We start from the raw sequence: 23,138 nt of genomic DNA on the forward strand, positions 1-23,138 counted from the left end.
CATGACCACCTCACCCGTTGTCCTCGTTTCGATGCCGTTCCTCGACGCCGATCGGCCGTCCATCCAGCTCGGGCTGCTCAAGGCGATCGGGGAACGGCACGGGTTCCCCGTCCGCACACTGCACCTGAACCTCGACTTCGCCGTCCGGATCGGCCTCGAGCGGTACCGGAAGCTCGCCGACCACCGCGGCCGGCAGCTCGGCGACTGGCTCTTCTCCGTCGCGGCCTTCGGCGACGCCGCACCGGACCCGGACGGGAAGCTGCTCGCCGAGGCCGGCGCCGAACTGTCCTACCTGGACGACCCCGCCGGGGCGGCCCCGGAGTGGCTGGCGGCCGTCCGGGACCGGGACGTGCCCGCGTTCCTCGACGCCGTCGCCGGCGAGCTCGCCGGGGCCCGGATCGTCTGCTTCAGCTGCACCTTCCAGCAGAACGTGGCGTCGTTCGCGCTGGCCCGCCGGCTCAAGGACCGCGATCCCGGCGTCGTCACCGTGTTCGGCGGGGCCAACTTCGACGGCGAGATGGGCCTGGAGCTGGTCCGGTCCGTCGACTGCATCGACTTCGCCGTGCTCGGCGAAGGGGACGTCGCGTTCCCGCGCCTGCTGGAGGCGCTGGCGACCGGCACGGACCCGGCGACCGTCCCCGGAGTCGCCCGGCGGGCCGGCGACTCCGGGGACGAGGTCGTCTCCACCCCCGGCGAGGCGCCGCACGACCGGCTCGACGACCTGCCGGTGCCGGACTACGACGAGTACTTCGAGCGGGCCGGCCGGCTCGGGCTGCCGACCGGGCACGTCGCCCTGCCGTTCGAGTCGGCGCGCGGGTGCTGGTGGGGCGCCAAGCACCATTGCACGTTCTGCGGGCTCAACGGCACCACCATGCGGTTCCGCGCCAAGTCGCCGTCCCGGGTGCTCGGCGAACTGGACCGGCAGGCACGGCGGTACCGGACGTTCCGGTTCGACGCGGTCGACAACATCATGGAGCCCGGCTACCTCAACACACTGGTCCCGGCCCTGGCCGAGGCCGGCCGGGAGTACCAGCTCTTCTACGAGGTCAAGGCGAACCTGTCCCGCGCCCAGCTGAAGCAGCTCGCCGCCGCCGGAGTCACGCATCTGCAGCCCGGCCTGGAGTCGCTGAGCTCCGAGGTGCTCCGCCTGATGGACAAGGGGGTCCGGGCGGCGCAGAACGTCAACCTCCTGCGCTGGGCCCGCTACTACGGCATCTCCGTCGCCTGGAACATCCTCTGGGGGTTCCCGGGCGAACCGGCCGGGGCCTACGCCGAACAGGCGGCGGTCATCCCGCACCTGGTCCACCTCCAGCCGCCCGCCGGCGCGGCCCGGCTCTGGCTCGAGCGGTTCAGCCCGCTGTTCACCCGGCCCGGCCGGTTCCCGCTGCGGGCGCGGGAACCCGAGCCCAGCTACCGGCAGGTCTACCCGCCCGCGGTGGACGTCCGCCGGGTGGCCTACTTCTTCGAGTACGAACCCGAGGACGAGTTGCCGGCGGAGGTCTACGCGCCGCTGCGGGAGGCGGTTTCGGCGTGGTCGGTGGCCTGGCAGGCGGCCCCGGAACCGGTGCTGGTGTACCGCTGCGCCCCGGGATTCCTGCAGATCTACGACGGCCGCCACCCCGGCAGCCGCGGCACCCACACCTTCCGCGACACGCTCGCCGCGCTCTACCTCGCCTGTGTGGACCGGCCCCGCACCGCCGCGGCCGTGCACCGCGAACTCGGCCTCACCGTGGGGGTGCCCGCGGTCGAAGCCGCCTTCCGGCAGTTCGGGGCGCGGGGGCTGATGTTCCTCGACGGGAACCTCGCCCTCTCCCTCGCCCTGCCCGCGACACCCGGCCGGTGACCGGTATCAAGCGCCTCCCCCGCGGCTCTGTCCGGCGGTAGCACTGCGGACGAGCGGAAAGGCACTCGACATGGATCCGTCGGTCATCATGGAGGCGGCGAACGCCTCAGCGAAACGGCTCAGCGGCTGGACGCCGTGGGAATTCACCTGGGGGCTGATCCGGAAGGGGGACTGCACGATGTTCGAGGGCGCCAAGTGGACCCTGTTCCCCAACGGGACCGCCGCTTTCGACGCCACGGTGACCAGCGGGGACGACGACGACGCCTGGGTCATCTGGCACGTCGACCTGCTCGACGCCAACCGGGCGATCCTGGGGTCGCTGGCCACCGAACACCCGGTCGGCGGCGACTGGCGCAAGTTCGTGCAGAACATGCCGAGCAGCGCCGAACGCTACCGGTTCCGGGCCTGGGCGACCTTCGACACCGGCCTCTGGGACGACATCGTCCACCTGAAGATGCATTCGAGCTGCTGACCGGCCCGGTGGCCGGTTCCGCGGCGGCGGAACCGGCCACGGACCCGGCTGCTCAGCCGCGCACGTCCTGCCGGGACAGCTCGACCGGGGCCGGCGTGACCGCCAGCGCGTGCACCGCCACGCCCGCCGCCGCCGTCGGCGCCAAGTCCGCGGGCAGCTCGTAGGCGTCCGCCGCGTCGATGTCGACCTGGTAGCCGAGGTCGCCGAGGGAAGCGACGGTGACCCGGCTCAGCGGGTTCGGGGCGTGGCCGACGAAACCGGTCATCAGCTCGTTGCCGAAGGTGCGGTCCCGCCAGTGCACGTCCCGGGTGCCCGGCCCGCCGGTGTCCTCCACCGGCACCCGCACCGGCTCGCCGGCCCCGAGCCGCAGCTTGTGGTACTCGGCCATCGCCGCCGGGCCGGCGAACACCGGGTCGCTGGTGCCCTTGCCGACCAGCAGTCCCTTGGGACCCCAGAGCGAGCCGACGCCGAGGACGTGGCCCATCTCGTGAGTGATCACGTCCCCGAGGATGCCGGTGGCCTCCATCTTGGCCAGGTCGGCCCGGTCGAACGTCATCTCCCCGCGGACCGGCAGCAGCGCCCATGGTTCGGGGCCCGCCGGCCGCACGTGGGTGATGCGCGCCTGGCCGAGGATGTGGCCCTCGCCGTCGATGTCGGCGCCCTTGGCGACGATCAGCACGTCGTCGATCGGCTCGCCCTCGAAGACGACGTCCGGCAGGTCGCCGACGATCACCGTCGCCCAGCGATCGGCGGCCGCGGCGAAGGCGTCCTGCTGGACCTGGGTCAACCCGCCGGCGAACTCGACGGTGATGGTGAACGGCGAAGTGGTGCCCGTCAGCAGCCGGGCGCGTTCGGCGTCGGCGCGGGCGTGGTGGATCTTCGGTTCCGGCATGGTCGTTCCTTCCGCAGTGGGAGCTGTGCCTGACAGAGCCCGGAAACGCCCGGCAGATACACCGGCGGGTCCGGCGTATTTCCCGGGCGGCTCGCGGCTCCGTCTCGATGACGGAAGGGGACAAACCGTGAGCGTCCTGCTGATCCTTCTCGCGTTGTCGCTGGTGGCCGCGCTGCTCTGGCGACGACGCCGCCGCCGGCGCGCGGACAAGCCCGCGGCGCTCCTCGCCGGCCCACCCGGGGGCATCCCGGCGTTCCGGATCGTCACGCTCGGGCTGCAGGGCTCGGGCAAGACGCTGCTGCTGACCGGGATCTACCGCCGCCTGCAGACCCCGGGCGACCGCGGCTTCTACCTGCGCGTGCCGCACGAGCAGCTGATCGAACTGAACCGGTGGTACCGCAAGGCGGCCGACGTCCACGAAGAGTGGCCGCGCGGCACCACCCGCGGCGAACTGCGCGAGTTCGAGTTCAGCGTGCTGACCGACGTCGCCGGCGCGGCCGAACCCGTCGTCAAGCTCGGCTACCTCGAGTACCCGGGCGAGCTGCTGACCGACCCGGACGCGCCGGGCTCGACCGCGCAGGCGACGCTGCTGGAGGCGATCGCCGGCGCCGACGCGCTCGTCGGCATCATCGACGGTTTCCGCCTGCTGCAGGCCGAACAGGGCGACCAGCGGGGCATGCTGATGCTCGAGGCGTCCCTCGACGCGATGATCAACGCGATGCTGCCGGTGCGCAGCCCGATCGTCTTCGTCATCACCAAGTGGGACCTGCTCGACCACCTGCACCCGGACGAGAACGAGCGGCTGCGGATCGTCCGCGACCGGCTGATGCGGACGTCGGGGTTCGCCGACCTGGTCAAGGTGCACAGCGCCCGGCGGATCGTGCGGCTGATCCCGGTGACCGCGGTCGGGCACGACTTCGCCGTCTTCTCGGACGGCCTGGTCCGGAAGAAGCCCGACGGGCAGTTCCGGCCCGGCAACGTCGAAGCCGCGCTGTCGGTGGTCGTGCCGGACATCCTGCGCCAGACCGAACTCGCCCTCGACCGGGCCACCCGCGCGGAGCTGCTCGCGGCCGCGCAACGGCGGCTGCGGATGGGCCCGGCCGAGGCGCTGCGAACCCTCGGCGGCTACCTCACCGCCAACGCCGCGCGGGTGCTGGCGTCGGCGCTCGGCGCGGGCCTGGTCGCCGAGTCGAGCCTGATGCTGCTGCTGGACACCCTGCGCCCGCACGACGACCCGGCCGAGCGCAGCGCCCGGATGGCCCGGCTCGGCGAGGCCGACCAGCTGGCCGAACACTACGTCCAGGCCCGCCGGCGCGTGGTCGGCGAACTGCAGCGCCAGGTCGCCGTGCTCGAAGCGAAACTGCCGGTGTCCCGCCTCGGCGGCGACCGCTGGGGCGACTGGTGACGGGCCGGGCGTGGCCGTTCCTGATCGCCCGCGGACGGCGGCGCGGCTACTCGGCCCTGCTGGTGCCGGGCTTCCTGCCGGAGCACGGATTCCTCGAAGCCACCGCGACACCGCTGGACGACGTGCCATCGCGTGCCGCGCCGACGCCGTACGGGGTCCTGGTCTGGGCCGAGCACGCCGTGACCGAGGTGGAATCCGGCGGCGAGCCGCGCGACGAGTACGGCCGCCCGCTGGTGCTGCTGCACGGATTCTTGTCCCCCGACGGCGATCCCGCGACGGTCGCGGGCGCGTTGTGCCGGACGCGGGCCATCGCGCTCACGGTGTACGGCCGGTTCCTCGCCGGCGAAGAGGATTTCCGGGCGGAGCGTTCGGAACCGTTCGCGATCGACGTGGTGGCGCGCCCGCGGGTGTCGCTGCCGGAAGCCCCGGCGCGAGCCAGGCGTGGCCTCGCGTGGGCGGGCGCCGGAGGTCTCGTGGCGGCCGGCGCGGTGGCCGCGGTGGTCGGATTCGCCTCGGGCGGTGAAGCGCCACCGCCGGTGTGCGGCGCCGACGTCGTCGCGCTGACGGCCGCACCGACGTCTCCGGCCGCGACTTGCGTACGCGGCGGGACGACCGTGACGTACTCGCCGCCGCCGACCGGCCGCCCGCGGTGACCCGGGGTCAGGACGTCACGGCGAGGCCCTCGGGTTCGCTGCCGACCGGCACGGTCGCGACGGGTGTCGTACACGGTGACGTTGTCCGAACCGCTATTGGCCACGAACACCTGCACCCGCGCGGGATAGGCGTGCGCGTCCGGGCCGAGCGAGGCGGCGGCCAGCACCCCGCCGGCCCCGACCGGGTGGCACGGAAGGCGCGGAAACGGGTCCCAGTGCAATTTCCGGGTGATTCACGAAAACGAGGAGCAGCCCCGGCCGGTGGTCGGCCGGGGCTCCTCCTCGGATCGGTCGGGTGCTAGCGCTGCAGCGTCAGCACGCCCGGGCGCCACGGGAGGCGGTTGTAGTCGCCGCCCGCTGCCGGGTCCTTGCCCTGGTAGAGGAACTGGAGGTTGCAGGGGTCGATGGTCTTGGTCTGGTCGGGGTTGGTGCGGACCAGGTCGCCGTGGCTGATGTCGTTGGTCCAGCTCGCACCGCTGTTGGCCTTGCCCGCGAACGGCCGGCTCTCACTGGCCGCCTGCGGGGTCCACGAACCGCTCAGGCTGCTGGAGGTGAACGACCGGAAGTAGCGGCCGCCCGAGCCCATCGCCTCGACGATCATCAGGTACTGGTTCTGGCCCTGCACCTTGTAGACCTCGACGGCCTCGAACAGGTTGGCCTGCGTGTCGCTCATGATCGTCGTGTAGTTCGACCCGAAGCTGCCCGGGAAGTTCCCGATCGGCATGCTCGCCCGGTAGATCTTGCCGTTGTCACCGGCGAAGAACAGGTACATGTTCGAGCCGTCGGCGATCAGGGTCTGGTCGATCGGGCCGGTGCCGGAGCCGGAGATGCTGCCGGTGAACAGCGGCTGCGGCGCGGACCACCCGTTGGGGTTGGTCGGGTCGCTCGACGTGCGGTAGATGAACGGCCACTGCCCCCACTGGTAGGCCAGCACCCAGATGTTCTTGGGCGCGAAGTAGAACAGCGTCGGGGCGACCGTGCCGGAGTTCATCCCGTTCTGGCCGGCCGAAGCCATGTCCGACCAGTTCGTGAACGGGCTGAAGGCCATCGAGCCGTACGACCCGGACGAGTTGACCGTCGAGCCGTAGACGAGGTGCTTGCCGTTGTAGACGACGTTGGTGAAGTCCTTGAGCGACAGCCACCCGTTCTTCGGCTGCGCCAGCGCCCCCGAGGAGGACCAGCGGTACGTCGAAGGCAGGGAGCAGCCGGTGCCGCCGCCGGTCGTCGTCGTGGTGGTGGTCGGTGTGGTGCCGGACAGGCCGGTCCACTGCTGGTTGCTGCCGCCGTGGCAGGTCCACATCGCGACCGCGGTGCCGTTGGCCGTGCCGGCGCCGGTGACGTCCAGGCAGAGCCCGGACTGGACCCCGACGACCGAGCCGTCGGAGTTCACCCGCCACTGCTGGTTGGCCCCGCCGTGACAGGTCCAGATCTGCACCTTGGTGCCGGCGGTGGTCCCGCTGCCGGCCACGTCCAGGCACTTGTTGCCGAACACGGTCAGCTGGCCGCTGGCGGTCGAGGTCCACTGCTGGCCGGCACCGCCCGAGCAGTCGTAGATCTGCACCCCTGTGCCGTCGGCCTGGTTGGCGTTCTGGACGTCCAGGCAGCGGCCCGAACCGACGCCGCGCAGGGCGCCGGTGGCGTCGGCTTCCGCGGCACCGGCGCCGAACAACGCCGTCACCGCGACCGTCGCCGCGGCGGCGGACACGGCCATCAGGTGCCGGCTCCTGCGGCTGATACTTCTTCTGTTCATGACGATCTTCTCCCGGTCAGCTACCCGCCGTTGGACGGCCAGATCGGTATTCGTCCAAGCAAGACTGTTATCGCTAACATGCGTCGGGCAAGCCTGAACTTCCGGCAGCGTGATTGTCAATGCACACGCACCGGCCCAGCCACTTCCACCGCCGGACCGGGACGCTTTGCCTCCTCAGGACCACTGTCCGCAGTCCACAAAGGACACCCGAGCCGTGAAACTTACACGGCTCGTCACCCGTCGAAACTTTCGAGACCGCTGGTCACGGCCTCAGCGGCCGACCTCCCGATCGGCCCAGTCGATCACCGCCCGGAAGTAGTCCGGCGCATTGGGCGCGTAGTTGATCGCGTGCCCGTAGCCCTGCAGCGCGTACGTCGTCAGGTCCACTCCGGCCGCGTAGTACGGCGTCTCCGACGTCTTGATCCCGCCCGCCGACGCACAATTGGTCGCCAACAGCCCGCAGAACACCGTGTCCTGGCCCAGCACGACCATCACCGGGCGGTTGATCAGCAGCGAATACGGCGCGATGATGCCGATCGGGAAGAGATCGGCCGCCTGCTCGTAGGCCGAGGTGTCCTTGGTCGCCTCGTCGAAAGCGATCGCGCCGTCGACCTTCGGCCCCGGTGCGTGGAAGATCGCGTACCGGCTGCCCGGCATCGTCGTCAGGTAACCGGGGTCGTAACCGCCCCTGGCGAACCGCGGGTCGAGCAGGGCCGGATAGGTCGCCGCGAACACCGCCGCCGTCCCGGTCAGGTTCAGCTTGTGCGCCAGCCCCGTCACCAGCACCGCATCGACATCCCGGAACGTGCCCGCCTCGATGCTCGCGGTACCCGACCCGAACGAATGCCCGGCCAGGATCACCTTCCCGAACCGCGCACCCTGCGAGCCCGACCGCACCGCCTGGATCACCTGGTGCACCACCGCGGCCTCGGTGATCGTCGTCAGCACCGCACTCGGCGGAGTCGTGCTGCCCCCGGTCCCCAGCCGATCGAGCGCGAGCGTGGCGTACCCGGCATTGTTCATCGCCAGCCGGTACGACCGGATCTCCGGCTGGTACCCGATGTCCCAGTACGAACTGTTGTACGTGCCACCCGGAATCAGCACCTGCACCGTGTTCGCACCCCCCGCGGGCACGCACAAGGTGCCGTGCATCGTCTGCGGGAGCGCCACGAGCGTCACCGGGAAATACACCTCCCGGCAGCTCGCACCCTCCGCCCTGGCGGAAACAGGCAGGAGCAGGAAACCGAGAGCCACCAGCACGAGCACGACACCCCGCCGGCGCCGACCGGCGGCACGCGTCATCCCACCACGGATTTCGGACACGGAAACATACCTCCGAAAGAAATCAGCCGAACAAAACGATCGAAAAAACGGATCAGACCGCTCGCCGGGGCCGCACGGTCATCGGCATCCGGTCCGGATAGGCCGCCGACGTCACCGTGAGGCGCACCGGCACCCCCGGCACCGGAAACAGGTCCCACCCGGCCAGCACGGTCGCCGCAACCAGCGTGATCTCGGTGTGCGCGAACGCCTGCCCGATGCATTGCCGGCCGCCCGCACCGAACGGGAGGTACGCCCCCTTCGGAACGCGCGCCGCCCGCTCGGGCAGCCAGCGATCGGGATCGAACCGCTCCGGGTCTTCGTGGAACCGCGGATCGAAGTGCAGCGAAAACGGGCTGAACATGACCTCCGTCCCGGCGGGCAACCGCACCCCGCCGAGTTCGACGTCCCGTAAGGCCCGCCGCATCAAGATCCAGATCGGGTACATCCGCAGCACCTCACCGACCACCCGGCGCAGGTACGGCAGCTTCCCGACGTCGGCGAACGTGGCCGCCCGGCCGGCCAGCACCTCGTCCACCTCGGCCCGCACCCGGCCCGCCACCTCCGGATGCCGCGCCAGCTCGTGGAACAGCCAGGTCAGCGCCACGGCGCTGGTCTCACTGCCCGCGGTGAGCAGCGTGACCACCTCGTCGTAAACCTGGTCGTCGGTCATGCCCTCACCGGTGTCGGGATCGCGGGCCAGCATCAGCATCGACAGCAGATCCCCGTGATCCTCCCCGGTGACCCGCCACCCGGCGATGACCTCGTGCACGATCCGCCGGAGCCGGTCCACGGCCCGGTCGAACCGCCGGTTCGCCGGCACGACCGGCACGTGTTCGAGCACCCGCGGCGACAGCGCCCGCACCATCCCCGCCTTGAGCACCACCGGGATCGACCGGCGAGCCTCCGCGACGGCCCGCCGCCCGAGCTCGGTCGCGAACAGCGTCTCCCCGACCACGGTGATCGCCAGCCGCTGCATGTCCGCATCCAGCCGCCGCACCTCACCCGCCCGCCAAGTACCGGTCAGCTCCTCGGTCACCCGCACCATCGTGTCCGCGTACGCCGCCAGCCGAGCCGCGTGGAAGGCGGGCTGTATCAACCGGCGCTGCCGCAGGTGGAACGCGCCCTCCGACATCACCAGCCCGTTTCCCATGAACGGCCGGAAACGGTCGAAGATGATCCCCTTCGAGAAGCTCGTCGCCTGCGTGACGAGAACGTGATTGACCAACTCCGGGCTCGTCAGGAAATACGTCTCCAGCGGACCGAGGAACAGGCGCACCATATCGCCGTGCGCACGCAGGGAAGACGTGAACCCGACGCGCCGACGCAACAACGACGGAGTGTGTCCCAGCAGGAGCCGGCGGCCTGGTGCGACCGGGACGTTCATTTCCTCTCCTTGGCAGTCCGGAAGAGGACTGCCACCTTAGGCCCAACCGGCGGCACGCGACAGCACCCATCGGCTGAATTGCCGTCACACCTATGGCGTAATCGCGGGACGCCGCGTGAGTGAGTATGTTCTTCGTTCGACGGTGAGCGAGGTGCACGATGACACAACATCAAGAAGAGGAATGGGTCCCGCCGGGTATCGACACGACGAAACCCAGCAGTTCCCGGACCTACGACTACCTGCTGGGCGGCGCCCACAATTTCCAGGCCGACCGCGCCGCCGCGGAACAGGCCGAAAAGATCATGCCCGGCATCCGCGACGTCGCCCGGCTCAACCGCGCGTTCCTCGGCCGCGTCGTGCGCACCCTGATGGACCTGGGCATCCGGCAGTTCCTCGACATCGGCTCGGGGATCCCCACCGTGGGTAACGTCCACCAGATCGCCGCCGAAATCGACCCGCATTGCCGGGTGGTCTACGTCGACCGCGACCCGATCGCCGTCGCGCACAGCAAGATGCTCCTGCGCACCAGCGAAAACGCCGGCATCGCGCACGCCGACTTCACCGACCCCGGCGGCCTCTTCGCCGACCCGGACGTGCGCCGCCTCGACTTCACCCGGCCGATCGGGCTGCTGATGGTCGCCATGCTGCACTGGATCCCCGACGCCAGCGACCCGCACACCCTGCTCGCCGAATACCGCCGCCGCGTCCCGGCCGGCAGTTACCTGGCGATTTCGCACATGATCAGTGACCAGGAAGGCAACCGGATCAACACCGCGGTCGGCACCTTCAACCAGGCCCGGGGCCAGGACCAGGCGACCACCCGCACGTACGAGGAAGTCGAGACGATGTTCGGCGACTTCGAGCTGATCGAACCCGGCCTGGTCGGCTGCGCCCTGTGGCGCCCGGGTGGCCCCGGCGATATCTCTGATGATCCTTATACCAACACCCAGCTTTACGGTGGAGTGGCGCTGAAAGCTGCCAATTGAGCCGTCATATATGACGTTATACAGGAGGTCTTGACGCTCAGGCCGGGCCGAGCAACGCGATCGACGCGCGCACCGCGACCTCGGTGACGTCGCCGGCCCGGCCGCCGTCTTCCACCGTGGTGGCGATCAGCTCACGCAGTCCGCCCAGCAGCATGATCGACAGCTGCCGTGAAGGCGGCTTGATCCCCGCCGCGCGCATTTCCGGGGTGTCGGTCAGCCTCTGCGTCATCGCGATGAACCCCTCCATCGCGTCGCGTTGCAGGTCGCGGGCCGGTGCGCCCAATGCCGGGACGTCGCGGATCCAGCTCAGCGTGATCGCCGGTTCCGATTCCGCGCAGGCGATCCAGGCCTCGATGGCCTGGCGGACCTGGACCGCCCAGGGTGCGTGGGGGTCCACGGCTTCCGAGATCTGGCGGATCATCGAACGGTTCGCCTCGGCGAGGAGCGCGATCAGGCACTCCTCGCGGCTGGAGAAGTGCTCGTAGAACGTCCGGCGGGACGTGCGGGCGCGGCGGACGACGTCGGCGACCGTCGTGTCGCGGAAGCCCACCTCGGTGATCGATCCGGCCAGCCCGTCCAAGAGGCGCTGCCGGTGCCGGCGGGTGTCGACGTCCACGGAAGTCACGCTATACCCCTCCCTTGAAACGAGATGGTACACCGGCGTACCGTACCGACGGTACGTTCGCGTACCACCTTCCGGGAGGGTCGATGACGACCATGACACGCCCCGCGACGCTGCCACCGGGGCCCACCGCGCCACGCGCCGTCCAGGGTGCCTATGCGCTCACCCAGCCCTTGCGCGGCATGCGGCGGCTCAAGGACCGCTACGGGGACGCCTTCACGGTGAACGTGCCGATCTTCGGCAACGCCGTGGTGATCAGCAACCCCGCCGAGATCAAGCAACTGTTCACCTCCGGGCCCGAACTCGTCGACAACCTCGAGGTCAACCTCGGGCGCGTGCTCGGGCCGCGGTCGATGTTCGCCCTCTCCGGTGCCGAGCACAAACGGCAGCGCAAGTTGCTGGTCCCGCCCTTCCACGGCCGGCGGCTCGCCGCCTACGAGCGGATCGTCGAAGAAGAAACCGTGCGGGAACTGGCGAGCTGGCCGGAAGACCGTGCGTTCGCCACGCTGCCGTCGATGATGCGGATCACCCTCAACGCCATCCTCCGCGCGGTCTTCGGCGCTGAAGGGGCCGAGTTCGCCGAACTGCGGGAACTGCTCCCCCCGTTCGTCACCCTCGGCTCACGGCTGGCCGTGCTGCCCATCTCGAAGAAGGGTCGCTACAACCCGTGGCGCCGCTTCGAACGGATGCGCCGCGAGTACGACGCCATCGTCGACCGGCTGATCGCCAAGGCGCGCGCCGAAGCCAAGGACGACGTCCTCTCGATGATGCTGCAGACCCGCTACGACGACGGGTCCGGGCTGAGCCGCGAAGAGATCTCCGACCAGCTCCTCACCCTCCTCACCGCCGGCCACGAAACAACCGCGACCACGCTGGCCTGGGGCGTGGAGCGCCTGCGCCGCCACCCCGCGCTGCTCGCCGAGCTGCACGACGACCCGAAGCTCCTCGACGCCACCATCCTCGAGGTCCAGCGCACCCGCCCGGTCATCGACCTCACCGCCCGGCAGGTCAAGCAGGACGGCTTCCAGCTCGGCCGGTGGACGCTGCCCAAGGGGTACGCCGTCCTCGTCAGCATCGCCCTGATCCACGACGACGACGCCGTCTTCCCGCACGCGGCCACCTTCGACCCGCACCGCTTCGAAGGCACGCGCCCGGACCTCTACCAGTGGATCCCGTTCGGCGGCGGCACCCGCCGCTGCCTCGGCGCCGCCTTCGCGACCATGGAGATGACCGTCGTGCTGCGGACCCTGCTGCGGGACTTCACGCTGGTACCGACGACCGAGCCCGGCGAACGCTGGCACTCGCGGGGCGTGGCCTACGCCCCCGCCAAGGGCGGCCGCGCGGTCGTGCGCCGCCGGACCACCATCGGAGGTGTTTCTTGACCGAGCAGATCGCCGAGGTCGGCCGCGGGATTTCCCTGGCCTACGAGCGGATCGGGGACACCGGCGCCGAGCCGCTGGTCCTCGTCGCCGGGCTGGGCCAGCAGCTGCACAGCTGGCCGGACGCCTTCTGCGCGCAGCTCGCCGAGCGCGGGTACGAAGTCGTCCGGTTCGACAACCGCGACGTCGGCCGCTCGACGCACCCGCGCTTCCGGCCACCGAGCCTGCTCGGCATGCTCGCCGGACGGTTCCCCGCGCAGCAGTACGACCTGACGGACCTGGCCGCCGACACCGCCGGCCTGTTCGACGCCCTCGACATCGAGACCGCCCACATCGCGGGCGTCTCCATGGGCGGCATGATCTCCCAGACCACCGCCGCGCTCCACCCGGAGCGGATCCGCACCCTGACGTCGATCATGTCGACGACCGGGTCGCGCCTGCTCGGCCGGCCCGCGCTCTCGACGTTGCGGATGATGGGCGCGAAGCCGCCGAAGTCGCGCGAAGAGGCGGTCGAGAGCGCCGTCCGGATGTTTCGCCACATCGGCTCGCACGGCTTCCCCTTCGACGAGGCGTTCGTGCGCGAGCTGGCCGGGACGGGCTGGGACCGCGATCCGACGTCCGGCGGTGTCGGCCGCCAGCTCGCCGCCATCATGAAGTCCGGCAACCGGACCCCGCTGCTGCGGAAGATCACCGCGCCGACGCTGGTGATCCACGGCGACCGCGACCGGATGGTCCACCCCACCGGCGGCGCCGCCACCGCCCGGGCCATCCGCGGCGCCCGGCTGGAGACCGTCCGCGGCATGGGCCACGACCTGCCCGAAGGCGCCTGGCCCACGATCCTCGACCTGATCGACCAGCACGCGAGGAGCAGCGATGTCACGACCTCGTAGTCTCACCGGCCGCCCGGTGGTCATCACCGGCGCGGCGTCCGGCATCGGCCGGGCGCTGGCCACCCGGCTGTCCCGGCTCGGCTCGCCGGTCGCCCTCGCCGACGTCGACGAAGACGGCCTCAAGGCCACCGCGGCTGCGCTGCCCGGCAAGGTGCTGACCCGCGTCCTCGACGTCCGCGACGCGGCAGACCAGCTGCGGTTCGCCGCCGAGGTCCGCGACTGGCTCCCGGCGCCGCTGGCCGCGGTGTTCAACAACGCCGGCGTCGCGGTCACCTCGTCGGTGCTCGACGCGGTCCCCGAGGACGACGACTGGCTGCACGACATCAACTTCCACGGGGTCGTGCACGGCACGCGGGCGTTCCTGCCGATCCTCGTCGAGCAGGGCGAAGGCGCGATCGTCAACACCTCCAGCGTCTACGGCCTGCTCGGGGTGCCGTACCAGAGCGCGTACTGCGCAGCGAAGTTCGCCGTCCGCGGCTTCACCGAGTCGCTGCGGCAGGAACTGCGTGGTACCGACGTCCGCGCGGTGACCGTCCACCCGGGCGGCATCACGACGAACATCGCCCGCAACGCCCGGGTGCGCCGCGACCCCGAGGGCCGGGGCCGCACCCACGAGCAGATGGCCGCGCAGTTCGAGGCCATGACCATGACGTCGCCGGACAAGGCGGCGGCGATCATCCACACCGGCGTCGACCGCGGGAAGGCCCGCATCCTGGTCGGCCCGGACGCCTACCTGTTCGACGCGCTCGCCCGGATCACCCCCACCCACTACAACGCCGTGCTGACCCGCGTGCTGCAGCGCGCCCGGCGGACGGAGACCGTCTGACATGACCGAACACCTCGACGTCCTCATCGTCGGCGCCGGGCTGTCCGGCGTCGGCGCCGCCCACCACCTGAGCTCCGCGTTCCCGCGCAAGAGCTACGCGATCCTCGAAGCGCGTGCCGCGATCGGCGGCACCTGGGACCTCTTCCGCTACCCCGGCGTGCGGTCCGACTCGGACATGCAGACCCTCGGCTACCGGTTCCGCCCGTGGACCGACGCGAAGGCCATCGCGGACGGCCCGTCGATCCTCAAGTACGTCCGCGACACCGCGGCCGACGCGGGGATCGACCGGCACATCCGCTTCGGGCACAAGGTCGTCCGCGCCGCCTGGTCCACAGAGGACGCCTGGTGGACGGTCGAGGCCGAGCACGACGGGAAGCCGGTGGAGTTCACCGCGAAGTTCCTGTACCTGTGCAGCGGCTACTACGACTACGCGGCCGGGCACACGCCCGAGTTCCCCGGTCTGGAGAACTTCGGCGGCACGGTCGTCCACCCGCAGCACTGGCCCGAGGACCTCGACTACACCGGCAAGAAGGTCGTCGTCATCGGCAGCGGCGCCACCGCGGTGACCCTCGTGCCGGCGATGACCGACCGCGCGGCGCACGTGACGATGCTGCAGCGCTCCCCCACCTACATCCTTTCGCTGCCGTCGGAGGACGCGCTGGCCAACCGGCTGCGCGGGCTGCTCGGCCCGCGGCTGGCGTACCCGATCGCGCGCTGGAAGAACGTCGCGGTCAGCACGCTGATCTACCAGCTCAGCCGGCGCCGCCCCGGCGTGGTGAAGAAGCTGATCCGCAAGGCCACGGTGAAGCAGCTGCCGCCCGGGTACGCCGTCGACACCCACTTCAAGCCGCGGTACCAGCCCTGGGACCAGCGGCTGTGCCTGGTCCCGGACGGTGACCTGTTCCGGTCCATCAAGCGCGGCGACGCCTCGATCGTCACCGACCGGATCGCCTCCTTCACCGAACACGGCATCCGGCTCGAATCGGGCGGCGAGCTCGAGGCCGACGTCGTCGTCACCGCGACCGGGCTGCGGCTGCTGGCCTTCGGCGGCATCGAGCTGTCGGTGGACGGCGACCCGGTGAAGCTGCCGGAGACCATGGCCTACAAGGGCATGATGCTCAGCGGCGTGCCGAACTTCGCCTTCACGATCGGCTACACGAACGCGTCGTGGACGCTCAAGGCCGACCTGGTCGGCGAGTACGTAGTCCGGTTGCTGCGCCACCTCGACCGCAACGGCTACGACCAGGCCGTGCCGGTCAACGACGACCCGGCGGTCACCGAGCGGCCGCTGCTGGACTTCGACGCCGGGTACGTCCAGCGGTCGATCGACGAGTTCCCGAAGGCGGGTTCGCGGGCGCCGTGGCAGCTGGGCATGAGCTACGCGCACGACGTCGTCAAGCTCCGGCACGGGCGGATCGACGACGGCGCGCTGCGCTTCTCGCGGCGACCGGCGGCGGGAGGGGGCAGACTGAGCGCATGACGCTCTCTTCGCCCGCCCGGGGCCGCTGACATGCACTCCGCGGGACTCGTGCTGCACCCCCGCCGCGACTCCGCGGCCGCCGTCGAAGCCGTGCTCGGCTGGGCGGGCAACCGGAACATCGAAATCCTCGGCATCGAAGACGAGATCGTGCGGCTGAACTGCGCGGCGGAGGGAGTGTCGGCCGAGGAACTCGGGCGGCGGGCCGACCTGCTGGTCAGCCTGGGCGGCGACGGCACGATGCTGCGGGCCATGCGGCTGGCCGACGGGCAGCGCGCGCCGGTGCTCGGCGTGAACCTCGGCAAGCTCGGCTTCCTCGCCGAGGTCGACGTCCCCGACCTGCCCGGCGCGCTGTCGGCGATCGACGACCACGAGTTCACGGTGGAGCCGCGGCTGGCCGTGGACGCGACGCTGCAGGGGCGGCGGATCACCGCGTTCAACGACATCGCGGTGGTGCGCGTGCCGGGCGACGGCAGCGCGGTGGTCGCGGTCCGGGTCGGCGGCCAGCCGTTCGTGAGCTACTCGGCCGACGCGGTGGTGGTGGCGACGCCGACCGGCTCGACGGCGTACAGCTTCTCGGCGGGCGGCCCGATCACCAGCCCGTCGGTGGAAGCCCTGCTGGTGACGCCGGCGGCGCCGCATTCGGCGTACAGCCGGGGCGTGGTGCTCTCGGTGCACGACGAGGTGACGCTGGAGCTGCTGCCGACCAGCGGCCGGCTGGCGGTGGAGGTCGACGGCCAGGTCGAGGGGTACGTCTCTCCCGGCGAGCGCCTCGACTTGCGTGGCCGGCCGAGCGCGGCCCGGGTGGTCCGGCTCGGGATGACGACGTTCTACCAGCGCGCCCGGCGCAAGCTGCGGCTCACGGACTCGGCCGAAATCCCCCAGGACGGCGACCACTGACGGTGTCCTGCGTCACAGGGCGGGCGCGTCGGCAATGGTCACGGAAAGGTCACGGGTAGCGTGCGCGGCTGCGCCTGAACCAGCCGAACCGCCCCGGAGTGTCTCCCTACATGCTGTGTCCCGCACCCGTCCGTCCCCGCCTGCGCGCCCGCCTGCTCGTCCCCGGAGCGCTCGCCGCCTTCGCCGGCGCCCTCGTCCTGCTCGCCGTGCTGCACGTCGACCGCAGGCTCGCGCCCCTCGACCCGGTCAGCACGATGCTCAGCGACTACGCGTTGAGCCCGGGCCGGTGGCTGTGGGACGGCGCGTTGCTGCTGACGAGCACGGGATCGGCGCTGCTGCTGGTCGCGCTCTACCGCCGTGGCCTGCTGGCCAACCCGGCGCTCGTCGCGGCGAAGGCGCTGTGGTGCGTGAGTCTGCTGGCGGTGGTGGTGTTCGCGAAGGACCCGCAGGGTGGCGCGATCACGGCGACGGGCAAGATCCACCTGTACGCCTCGGCGGTGACGTGCCTGAGCTTGCCGGTGGTGGGCTGGGCGCTGGGCCGCCGCCACCGCGATGACCCGCGCTGGCGCCGGTTCGCGACCTGGTCCCGGCGCCTGGCCCTGGGCGCGATCCCGTTCTACCTGCCGTTCATCGTCCCGTTCGCGGTGAACGTCGTGTTCGGCGGCCACCTCCCCACGGTGGCGACGGGCCTGGTCGAGCGGTTGATGATGCTTCTGGAGATCACGCTGCTGGGAGTGCTGGGGTACTGGGCCCACCGGGCGATGCACCCGGCGCGGCGGTCTTATGCCGGTGCCAGTGTGTCGCCCGCCTGACCGAGCACGACCAAGGGCGGCGTCCGCTACGCCGCCTCACCCGGCTGATCGCGGGTGCGGTGCAGGAGCCAGTCGCGGGCGGTGCGGATCAACGCGTACCGCACCGCACCAGCCCGGCCGTGCAGCGTGAACAGGATGCGCTTGGCCGTCCGGTCGTGTTCCTCCCACCAGCCCGTGTCGGCGATCTTCTTCGTGTCGTCCTCGTAGGCCAGGTGGTCCAGGGCGTGGTCGGGCACCGCCACCGCGAGCCGGTCGCTTCCCGGGTCCGGCGGGAGGCCGCGCGGGACGGCCCAGGACCGCAGCACGCCGTCCTCCTCCAGGCGGAGGTCGAAGTGGTGCCGGGGACGGAAGTGCTCGTGCAGGACGAACGCCGGTTGCCGGTCGGTCACGGTGTTCAGCCTGCCAGATCACCCGTCCGGGCAACGGCGGCTAGGCTTTCGGGTGATTCCAGGGGAGGCCGGGTGAACGTCGCCGGTGCGGTGCTGCCGGTTGCCGCCGGGGTGGCCCTCGTCGTGTTCGCGGTCCGGGTGGCGCGCGAGCCGCGGCGGCTGGGCAACGCCGTGTGGCTCGGCTTGGCCCTGCTGCTGACCGCGTTGTGGCTGCTGCGCGCCGCGCTGCACCTCGAATGGCTGACGCCGGTGCTGCTCGGGTTGCTCGGCGTCGTCGCGGTGCTCGTCGCCCTCGTGCTGCCGACCGCGCTCATCGCCAACGGGGTGCGGATGTGGCGGCGGGAAGGGCGCAGCGCGGGAAACCTGCTGTCGCTCGGCCTGGGCGCCGGGCTGGTCACGCTGGAAGCACTGGCGTTCGCGCCGCTGGGCCGGTGGGGTTCGGCGCTGGTGGCCGTCGCCGCCGTGCTGGCCGGGTACTTCGGCTTCCTCTTCCTGTCGCTGCTGGTCTACTCCGTGGTGTACAGCCGGATCGGCCGCCGCAGCGGGTTCGACGCGATCATCGTGCTCGGCTGCGGCCTCGACGGCGAGCGCGTGCCGCCGCTGCTCGCCGGGCGGCTCGACCGCGCGATCCGGCTCCAGGCCCGGGAAGCGACGTCGCCGCTGATCGTCGTCTCCGGCGGGTGCGGTCCCGGCGAGACCGTCACCGAAGCCGAAGCGATGGCGGCGTACCTGCGCGACCGCGGTGTCCCCGACGACCGCATCCGGCGGGAGGACCAGGCCCGTACGACCGAGGAAAACCTCCGGTTCTCGGCGGACCTGCTCCCCGCCGACGCGCGCCGGGTCGTCGCGGTGACCAGCAACTACCACGTGTTCCGGACGGCGGTCGAGTGCCGGCGGCTCGGCCTGCCGTTCCACGCGACGGGTTCCCCGACGGCCCGGTACTTCCTGCCGAGCGCGCTGCTGCGCGAGTTCGCGGCGCTGATCCTGCACTACCGCCGCACGACGATCGCGGCATGCGTGCTCATCATCGGCACCGGCCTCCTCCTGGCCATCCTCGCGACCACCTAGCCCGCGCGCAGCACCGAGCACGCGCGGGCCACGCCGTCCTCGGCTCGCAGGCGCGCACCCACGTACTGGGCGCCGCGCCGATACAGCGGGTTTCCGGTCAGCTCGCGGAGTCGCGCGGTCAGGGTGTCGGCGTCCAGGTCCTTGAGCGGCACGGGTTTCGGGCCGGCACTCAGCTTCGACACCCGGTCACCCCAATAGGGCTGGTCGGAGAAGACGGGGCAGACGAGCGCCGGCACCCCGGCCCGCAACCCGGCGGCGGTGGTCCCGGCGCCGCCGTGGTGGACGACCGCCGCCATGCGCGGGAACAGCCAATCGTGCGGGACATCGCCGACGACCAGCACGTCATCGTCCTCGGCCCCGGTGCAGAGGACGCCGCGCAACCCGGCCCGGCGCAACGCCTCGCGGACGACGTCGGACGTCCGCTCGGCGTCGGCGGGCCGCATGCTGCCGAATCCGACGTAGACCGGCGGTGGGCCGGCGGCGAGGAAGTCGCGCAGCCTCGGGTCCGGGCGCGGGGCTGCGGTGTCGAGGAACCAGTAGCCGGTGACGTGCACGCGGGCGGGCCAGTCGGGCGGCCGCGGCACGACGGCGCCGGAGAACCCGCACAGGACGGCCGACCGCCGCCGCGGGCCTCTTCGCCCGGTTCCGGGCAGGCCGAGCGTCTCGACGCGCCAGCGGTCGATTTCCGGCCGGAGGACTTGCCAGGCGAGGGCGTCGACGGCGGTGAAGCTGAGGTGCCGCCCCCACGGGCCGAGCCGGGCGGCCCACGGTAAGAGCGGGTGGGCGAAGGCGCGCGTCGGCACGCTGGGCTGGTAGTGCAGTTCGACGTCGGGGACGCCGAGGTGGGCGCCCAGGTGCGCGCCGAGGAAGCCGAGCGAGGGGGCGAGCACGAGGTCGGCGCCGGCCGCTCCGGCGTGGACGTCGGCGAGGAGCGTGTCGAGCACCGGCCGGAGGACGGCCCGCAGCCCGGAGAGGAACCGCCTGCCGCCGGTCCACGCTTGCCCGACGGCCGAGCCGAGGAGTGCGGCGGGATCCGCGGAGAGGGGTGCGAAGCCGAGGCCGTGGGATTCGACGAGCTCCCGGAACGCGGAGGCGGCCAGGACGCGGACGCGATCGCCGTGGGCGGCCAGGCCCCGCCCGAGGGCGACGCAGGGTTGGACGTCGCCCCGGGAGCCGGGCGCGACGATCACGACCAGGCGGCTCATCGCTTGGCCGCCGTCAGGTGGTACCGCACCCGGAACGGCAGGTTCGCCAGCACCGCCGCCAGCCGGGCGTCCCGGCCCACCAGGTACCTCGGCGCCGGACGGCAGGCGGTCAGCGCGCGGACCACCGTCTCCGCCGCACGGCGCGGGGGTACTCCCGTCCGGGCCGAGCGGGCCGCGCTCCTCTCCGCCGCCGTCAGCTGTTCCCCGTACCTCTCCAACGCCGCCGGCGACAATCGGGCCCTCACCTCCTCGGCCGCCGCGCGGGCCCGGGGCCAGATCGGCGTCGCCACCGCTCCCGGCTCGACCAGCACCACGCGGATCCCCTCCGGGGCCAGCTCCGCGCGCAGGCTGTCGGTCAACCCCACCAGCGCGAACTTCGACGTGTGGTACGGCCCGACCATCGGCCCCGCGATCCGGCCGCCGATCGAGCCGATCGTCACCACGCGCGCCGATTCCGTGCGCCGCAGCGCCGGCAGCATCGCGCGCGTCACCGCCAGCTGGCCCGTCACGTTCACCTCCAGCTGCTCCCGGAACGCGGCCAGGGGCACGTGCTCGAGCGGTCCCGGCCGCGCCAGGCCGGCGTTGTTCACCAAGCCCCGCACCGGCCCGGCCGCCGCGACGCGCTCTCCGCAGCGGGCGATCGACGCCTCGTCGCGCAGGTCCATCCGCAGCACCGTGACCGCGTCCCCGTACGCGCGCCCGAGATCCGCTTCGTCGGCGTCGGACCGCACGCTCGCCCACACGTGGGCGCCCCGCCGGACCAGCTCCGCCACGCACGCGCGGCCGATGCCGCCCGCCGCGCCCGTGACCACATAGGACGGTTTCACGACGCCAGCACCTGCAGCATCCGCGGCCACGTCTTGTGCAACTGTGCCTGCCAGTACGCCCACTGGTGCGTGCCCGGCCCGTAGAGGTCCACCGTCGCCGGGACGCCGAGGTCGCGCAGGCGGCCGGCCATCGCCGTCGTCTGGGCGCCGCAGAGGAACTCCAGGAGCATCGCGCCGGGCAGGACGTCGATCGGGAGCTTGGCGTCCAGCGGACCCGGCAGCCCGTTGCCCGCCGAGAGGTACAGCTCGGTGCCGCGCAGGCGGTCCGCGTTCACCAGCGGGTCGTGCGCTTCCCAGCGCGCGGCCTCCCGGCGCCGGTCGCCCCACAGGGCTTCGGGGTCGAGGTGCGCCGACGTGACGATCGCGCCGGTCAGCAGGTCGCCGCCCGCTCCGGACGGATTGAGGTTGCCGCTGAAGGAGGCCGCGTACCGGAACACCCCCGGGCGCCGGGCGGCGAGTTCGAACGCGCCGTAGCCGCCGAGGGACAGGCCGGCGGCCGCGCGCCGGCCGTCGCCGCGGTAGCCGCGGTCGATCAGCTGCGGGAGTTCGACCGCGGTGAACGTCTCCCACTGGTTGAGCGCGATGTCCTTGCCGTAGTTCCACCAGTCGCTGAAGAACCCGGCGGAGCCCGAGCCGGGCATGACGACCAGGACACCGGCGTTGTCGGCGAGCTGCCGGACGTCGGTGTTCGCGCTCCATCCGCGGTAGTCCTGCAGCCGCGTTTCACCGGCCAGCAGGTAGACCGCCGGCCAGCGCCCGCCGGCCCAGTTCTGCGGCAGGATCAGCCGGACCATCGCGTACGCCCCGACGCCGGTCGAGCGCACGGTCAGGTCCAGCACCCGCGCGTCACCGTCCACAGTGGTCTCGGCGACGACGTGCGAGCCGTCGTCGGCCCGGGCGTCCGGGACGTCGGCCGCGGCCGCAGCGGGGGTGCCGGGCAGCACGCACACCGCGGCCGCCAGGGCGGTGAACCACCTCACCGAAGGGCGCATGCGTTTCCTTTCCCCGTTCGTCGAAGGTGCGGCCAAGCTAAAGGAATTGCGCTCGCGGGCGCAATTGTCCTGTCCACGATGTGAGCGGACAATGTGAATGGCAGGAAAACAAACTCCCCCGCCGGGGTGAGGCAGCGGTCGCGCAGCGTGACCAATCCCGGACGGCCGTGCTACAAGCGCTTGCCGAACTCGCCAGTAACCTGCAATCCGGCAGCTCACCCGCTGTGCACGGCGATGTTTACGCCGTCTTGAGGTGCTTCCGGTAACCGATTTCCCGGCGTAGCCTTCGCCGTGCCGCCGGATCGGCCGTCGCTCGACGTGCCCCCGGCGAAGGGTTCCAGCGCAGGGGCCGCACCTCCCCCGAGAATGCTCCCGGAAGGGTTGTTCATGGCTGCCCGAATTCGCTTTCCCCCGGCCGCACTGCTGATCGCCGCGGCCGCCGTGGTCACCATTTCCCCCGCCAAACCCGCGACGGCGGTCCCCGCTCCCCCGCCGCCCGCCGTCCCCCCGGCCGCGCTCCTGCCCGCCGAAACACTCCCCGGACGGCCCGAGGCACGCGAGGTGTTCGACGTCGCCACCGCTCTGTCCACTGCGGACCGCAGCGACACCGGCGACTGCGCCGACGTCGTCCACGGCCGGCTGCTGCGCCCCGGCGCGGGCACCGGCCAGGGCTTCCAGACGGCGGTACCCGGCGGGCAGCTGTCCGAACTCGTCGCCCGCACCCCGCAGCCACCCGACCTGACCGCCTGGGCCGCGCAGGCCCGCCGCTGCGCCCGCGTCACCGCCGACGACGGGGACCTCCCCACCGAGTCGACCACCACCGTCGGAACCGGCCCTGCCGTTCCCGGCGCGCAATCCCTGTCCTACCAGCAGGTCCTGACCCTGCCCGGGCAGCCGGAACCCGGCCTGCGCCTGCGCACCGTCGCCATCGCCGCCGACGGCGTGCTGGTCCTGCTCCGCGACGCCGGAGCGACCGGCCTCGACCTCGACACCCTGGCCGTCGCCGCGTGGCAGCACGCCGCGCCACGGCTGGGCCGCTAGCA

Annotated in this window: 22 protein-coding genes; 13 read left to right on the forward strand and 9 right to left on the reverse strand. The window is 71.8% G+C overall.

What is annotated here, in order from left to right:
- The first annotated feature begins 1 nt into the window (after position 1).
- Together ACWEF6_RS18560 and ACWEF6_RS18565 are read left to right on the forward strand one after the other, a co-directional pair.
- The gene (locus ACWEF6_RS18560) at positions 2 to 1,843 is read left to right on the forward strand and encodes a RiPP maturation radical SAM C-methyltransferase (RefSeq protein WP_449684063.1); all 1,842 of its coding nucleotides are present in this window, start codon (positions 2 to 4) and stop codon (positions 1,841 to 1,843) included.
- Positions 1,844 to 1,913: 70 nt separating this feature from the next.
- The gene (locus ACWEF6_RS18565) at positions 1,914 to 2,315 is read left to right on the forward strand and encodes a DUF6294 family protein (RefSeq protein ID WP_449684064.1); all 402 of its coding nucleotides are present in this window, start codon (positions 1,914 to 1,916) and stop codon (positions 2,313 to 2,315) included.
- A gap of 52 nt (positions 2,316 to 2,367) precedes the next feature.
- Here the strand turns inward: ACWEF6_RS18565 and ACWEF6_RS18570 are convergent, their stop codons facing one another.
- Positions 2,368 to 3,207, reverse strand: a complete 840-nt coding sequence (locus ACWEF6_RS18570) for a leishmanolysin-related zinc metalloendopeptidase (protein ID WP_449684065.1) — start codon at positions 3,205 to 3,207, stop codon at positions 2,368 to 2,370.
- Positions 3,208 to 3,334: 127 nt separating this feature from the next.
- Here ACWEF6_RS18570 and ACWEF6_RS18575 point away from each other — a divergent pair, with 127 nt between their 5' ends.
- The gene (locus ACWEF6_RS18575) at positions 3,335 to 4,612 is read left to right on the forward strand and encodes a hypothetical protein (RefSeq protein WP_449684066.1); all 1,278 of its coding nucleotides are present in this window, start codon (positions 3,335 to 3,337) and stop codon (positions 4,610 to 4,612) included.
- Positions 4,609 to 5,265, forward strand: a complete 657-nt coding sequence (locus tag ACWEF6_RS18580; RefSeq protein WP_449684067.1) for a hypothetical protein — start codon at positions 4,609 to 4,611, stop codon at positions 5,263 to 5,265. Before ACWEF6_RS18575 ends, ACWEF6_RS18580 begins: the two co-directional genes overlap by 4 nt.
- A 298-nt stretch (positions 5,266 to 5,563) precedes the next feature.
- Here the strand turns inward: ACWEF6_RS18580 and ACWEF6_RS18585 are convergent, their stop codons facing one another.
- The 3 genes from ACWEF6_RS18585 to ACWEF6_RS18595 form a co-directional block, all read right to left on the reverse strand.
- Positions 5,564 to 7,015 (reverse strand): non-reducing end alpha-L-arabinofuranosidase family hydrolase, encoded by a 1,452-nt coding sequence (locus ACWEF6_RS18585; protein ID WP_449684068.1) that lies wholly within the window; start codon positions 7,013 to 7,015, stop codon positions 5,564 to 5,566.
- A 270-nt stretch (positions 7,016 to 7,285) separates the two neighbouring features.
- Complete coding sequence (locus tag ACWEF6_RS18590) at positions 7,286 to 8,338, reverse strand: alpha/beta hydrolase (RefSeq protein ID WP_449684069.1); 1,053 nt, start codon at positions 8,336 to 8,338, stop codon at positions 7,286 to 7,288.
- A gap of 52 nt (positions 8,339 to 8,390) precedes the next feature.
- The gene (locus ACWEF6_RS18595) at positions 8,391 to 9,722 is read right to left on the reverse strand and encodes a cytochrome P450 (RefSeq protein WP_449684070.1); all 1,332 of its coding nucleotides are present in this window, start codon (positions 9,720 to 9,722) and stop codon (positions 8,391 to 8,393) included.
- A gap of 158 nt (positions 9,723 to 9,880) precedes the next feature.
- On the opposite strand from ACWEF6_RS18595, the gene ACWEF6_RS18600 reads away from it, so the two are divergent.
- Positions 9,881 to 10,708 (forward strand): SAM-dependent methyltransferase, encoded by an 828-nt coding sequence (locus ACWEF6_RS18600; RefSeq protein WP_449684071.1) that lies wholly within the window; start codon positions 9,881 to 9,883, stop codon positions 10,706 to 10,708.
- A gap of 37 nt (positions 10,709 to 10,745) precedes the next feature.
- On the opposite strand, the gene ACWEF6_RS18605 is transcribed toward ACWEF6_RS18600, so the two are convergent.
- Positions 10,746 to 11,333 (reverse strand): TetR/AcrR family transcriptional regulator, encoded by a 588-nt coding sequence (locus ACWEF6_RS18605; RefSeq protein WP_449684072.1) that lies wholly within the window; start codon positions 11,331 to 11,333, stop codon positions 10,746 to 10,748.
- Positions 11,334 to 11,416: 83 nt separating this feature from the next.
- On the opposite strand from ACWEF6_RS18605, the gene ACWEF6_RS18610 reads away from it, so the two are divergent.
- The 6 genes from ACWEF6_RS18610 (at position 11,417) to ACWEF6_RS18635 (ending at position 17,614) form a co-directional block, all read left to right on the forward strand.
- Positions 11,417 to 12,712 carry a cytochrome P450 gene (locus ACWEF6_RS18610; protein WP_449684073.1) on the forward strand — a complete coding sequence of 432 codons (1,296 nt, stop codon included), beginning with the start codon at positions 11,417 to 11,419 and terminating at the stop codon, positions 12,710 to 12,712.
- Complete coding sequence (locus tag ACWEF6_RS18615; RefSeq protein WP_449684074.1) at positions 12,709 to 13,599, forward strand: alpha/beta fold hydrolase; 891 nt, start codon at positions 12,709 to 12,711, stop codon at positions 13,597 to 13,599. Before ACWEF6_RS18610 ends, ACWEF6_RS18615 begins: the two co-directional genes overlap by 4 nt.
- A complete protein-coding gene (locus tag ACWEF6_RS18620) occupies positions 13,583 to 14,425 on the forward strand; it encodes an SDR family NAD(P)-dependent oxidoreductase (protein WP_449684075.1) in 843 nt (280 codons plus the stop codon). Before ACWEF6_RS18615 ends, ACWEF6_RS18620 begins: the two co-directional genes overlap by 17 nt.
- Position 14,426: 1 nt before the next feature.
- On the forward strand, positions 14,427 to 15,905 hold the full coding sequence (locus ACWEF6_RS18625) for a flavin-containing monooxygenase (protein ID WP_449684076.1): 1,479 nt from the start codon (positions 14,427 to 14,429) through the stop codon (positions 15,903 to 15,905).
- 30 nt (positions 15,906 to 15,935) lie between these two features.
- Positions 15,936 to 16,802, forward strand: coding sequence for an NAD(+)/NADH kinase (locus ACWEF6_RS18630; protein WP_449684077.1), 867 nt, complete (start codon positions 15,936 to 15,938; stop codon positions 16,800 to 16,802).
- A gap of 110 nt (positions 16,803 to 16,912) precedes the next feature.
- Positions 16,913 to 17,614, forward strand: a complete 702-nt coding sequence (locus ACWEF6_RS18635) for a DUF998 domain-containing protein (RefSeq protein WP_449684078.1) — start codon at positions 16,913 to 16,915, stop codon at positions 17,612 to 17,614.
- A 26-nt stretch (positions 17,615 to 17,640) separates the two neighbouring features.
- On the opposite strand, the gene ACWEF6_RS18640 is transcribed toward ACWEF6_RS18635, so the two are convergent.
- Entirely contained in the window at positions 17,641 to 18,003 is a 363-nt protein-coding gene (locus ACWEF6_RS18640; protein WP_449684079.1) for a DNA polymerase ligase N-terminal domain-containing protein, read from the reverse strand.
- 72 nt (positions 18,004 to 18,075) lie between these two features.
- Between ACWEF6_RS18640 and ACWEF6_RS18645 the strand changes: the two genes are divergently transcribed.
- Positions 18,076 to 19,071 carry a YdcF family protein gene (locus ACWEF6_RS18645; RefSeq protein WP_449684080.1) on the forward strand — a complete coding sequence of 332 codons (996 nt, stop codon included), beginning with the start codon at positions 18,076 to 18,078 and terminating at the stop codon, positions 19,069 to 19,071.
- On the opposite strand, the gene ACWEF6_RS18650 is transcribed toward ACWEF6_RS18645, so the two are convergent.
- Genes ACWEF6_RS18650 through ACWEF6_RS18660 form a run of 3 tightly spaced genes read right to left on the reverse strand, consistent with a single transcriptional unit; the run spans position 19,068 to position 22,095 of the window.
- Positions 19,068 to 20,276: a glycosyltransferase gene (locus ACWEF6_RS18650; RefSeq protein ID WP_449684081.1), complete on the reverse strand. Its 1,209-nt coding sequence runs from the start codon at positions 20,274 to 20,276 to the stop codon at positions 19,068 to 19,070. The two genes, ACWEF6_RS18645 and ACWEF6_RS18650, sit on opposite strands and share 4 nt — an antisense overlap.
- The gene (locus ACWEF6_RS18655) at positions 20,273 to 21,103 is read right to left on the reverse strand and encodes an SDR family NAD(P)-dependent oxidoreductase (RefSeq protein ID WP_449684082.1); all 831 of its coding nucleotides are present in this window, start codon (positions 21,101 to 21,103) and stop codon (positions 20,273 to 20,275) included. Before ACWEF6_RS18655 ends, ACWEF6_RS18650 begins: the two co-directional genes overlap by 4 nt.
- Entirely contained in the window at positions 21,100 to 22,095 is a 996-nt protein-coding gene (locus ACWEF6_RS18660; protein ID WP_449684083.1) for an alpha/beta hydrolase, read from the reverse strand. The genes ACWEF6_RS18655 and ACWEF6_RS18660 overlap by 4 nt, the downstream gene beginning before the upstream one ends.
- 387 nt (positions 22,096 to 22,482) lie before the next feature.
- On the opposite strand from ACWEF6_RS18660, the gene ACWEF6_RS18665 reads away from it, so the two are divergent.
- Positions 22,483 to 23,136, forward strand: coding sequence for a hypothetical protein (locus ACWEF6_RS18665; protein ID WP_449684084.1), 654 nt, complete (start codon positions 22,483 to 22,485; stop codon positions 23,134 to 23,136).
- Positions 23,137 to 23,138 lie beyond the last annotated feature (2 nt).

This window comes from Amycolatopsis sp. NPDC004772, assembly GCF_053601215.1.

Excerpts from the sequence above, each read along its gene's own strand:
- ACWEF6_RS18565 (WP_449684064.1), top strand. The coding sequence starts at position 1,914 with ATGGATCCGTCGGTCATCATGGAGGCGGCGAACGCCTCAGCGAAACGG.
- ACWEF6_RS18635 (WP_449684078.1), top strand. The coding sequence starts at position 16,913 with ATGCTGTGTCCCGCACCCGTCCGTCCCCGCCTGCGCGCCCGCCTGCTC.
- ACWEF6_RS18650 (WP_449684081.1), bottom strand. The coding sequence starts at position 20,276 with ATGAGCCGCCTGGTCGTGATCGTCGCGCCCGGCTCCCGGGGCGACGTC.
- ACWEF6_RS18665 (WP_449684084.1), top strand. The coding sequence starts at position 22,483 with ATGGCTGCCCGAATTCGCTTTCCCCCGGCCGCACTGCTGATCGCCGCG.
- ACWEF6_RS18610 (WP_449684073.1), top strand. The coding sequence starts at position 11,417 with ATGACGACCATGACACGCCCCGCGACGCTGCCACCGGGGCCCACCGCG.
- ACWEF6_RS18585 (WP_449684068.1), bottom strand. The coding sequence starts at position 7,015 with ATGAACAGAAGAAGTATCAGCCGCAGGAGCCGGCACCTGATGGCCGTG.
- ACWEF6_RS18600 (WP_449684071.1), top strand. The coding sequence starts at position 9,881 with ATGACACAACATCAAGAAGAGGAATGGGTCCCGCCGGGTATCGACACG.
- ACWEF6_RS18620 (WP_449684075.1), top strand. The coding sequence starts at position 13,583 with ATGTCACGACCTCGTAGTCTCACCGGCCGCCCGGTGGTCATCACCGGC.
- ACWEF6_RS18560 (WP_449684063.1), top strand. The coding sequence starts at position 2 with ATGACCACCTCACCCGTTGTCCTCGTTTCGATGCCGTTCCTCGACGCC.
- ACWEF6_RS18595 (WP_449684070.1), bottom strand. The coding sequence starts at position 9,722 with ATGAACGTCCCGGTCGCACCAGGCCGCCGGCTCCTGCTGGGACACACT.
- ACWEF6_RS18570 (WP_449684065.1), bottom strand. The coding sequence starts at position 3,207 with ATGCCGGAACCGAAGATCCACCACGCCCGCGCCGACGCCGAACGCGCC.
- ACWEF6_RS18660 (WP_449684083.1), bottom strand. The coding sequence starts at position 22,095 with ATGCGCCCTTCGGTGAGGTGGTTCACCGCCCTGGCGGCCGCGGTGTGC.
- ACWEF6_RS18625 (WP_449684076.1), top strand. The coding sequence starts at position 14,427 with ATGACCGAACACCTCGACGTCCTCATCGTCGGCGCCGGGCTGTCCGGC.
- ACWEF6_RS18630 (WP_449684077.1), top strand. The coding sequence starts at position 15,936 with ATGCACTCCGCGGGACTCGTGCTGCACCCCCGCCGCGACTCCGCGGCC.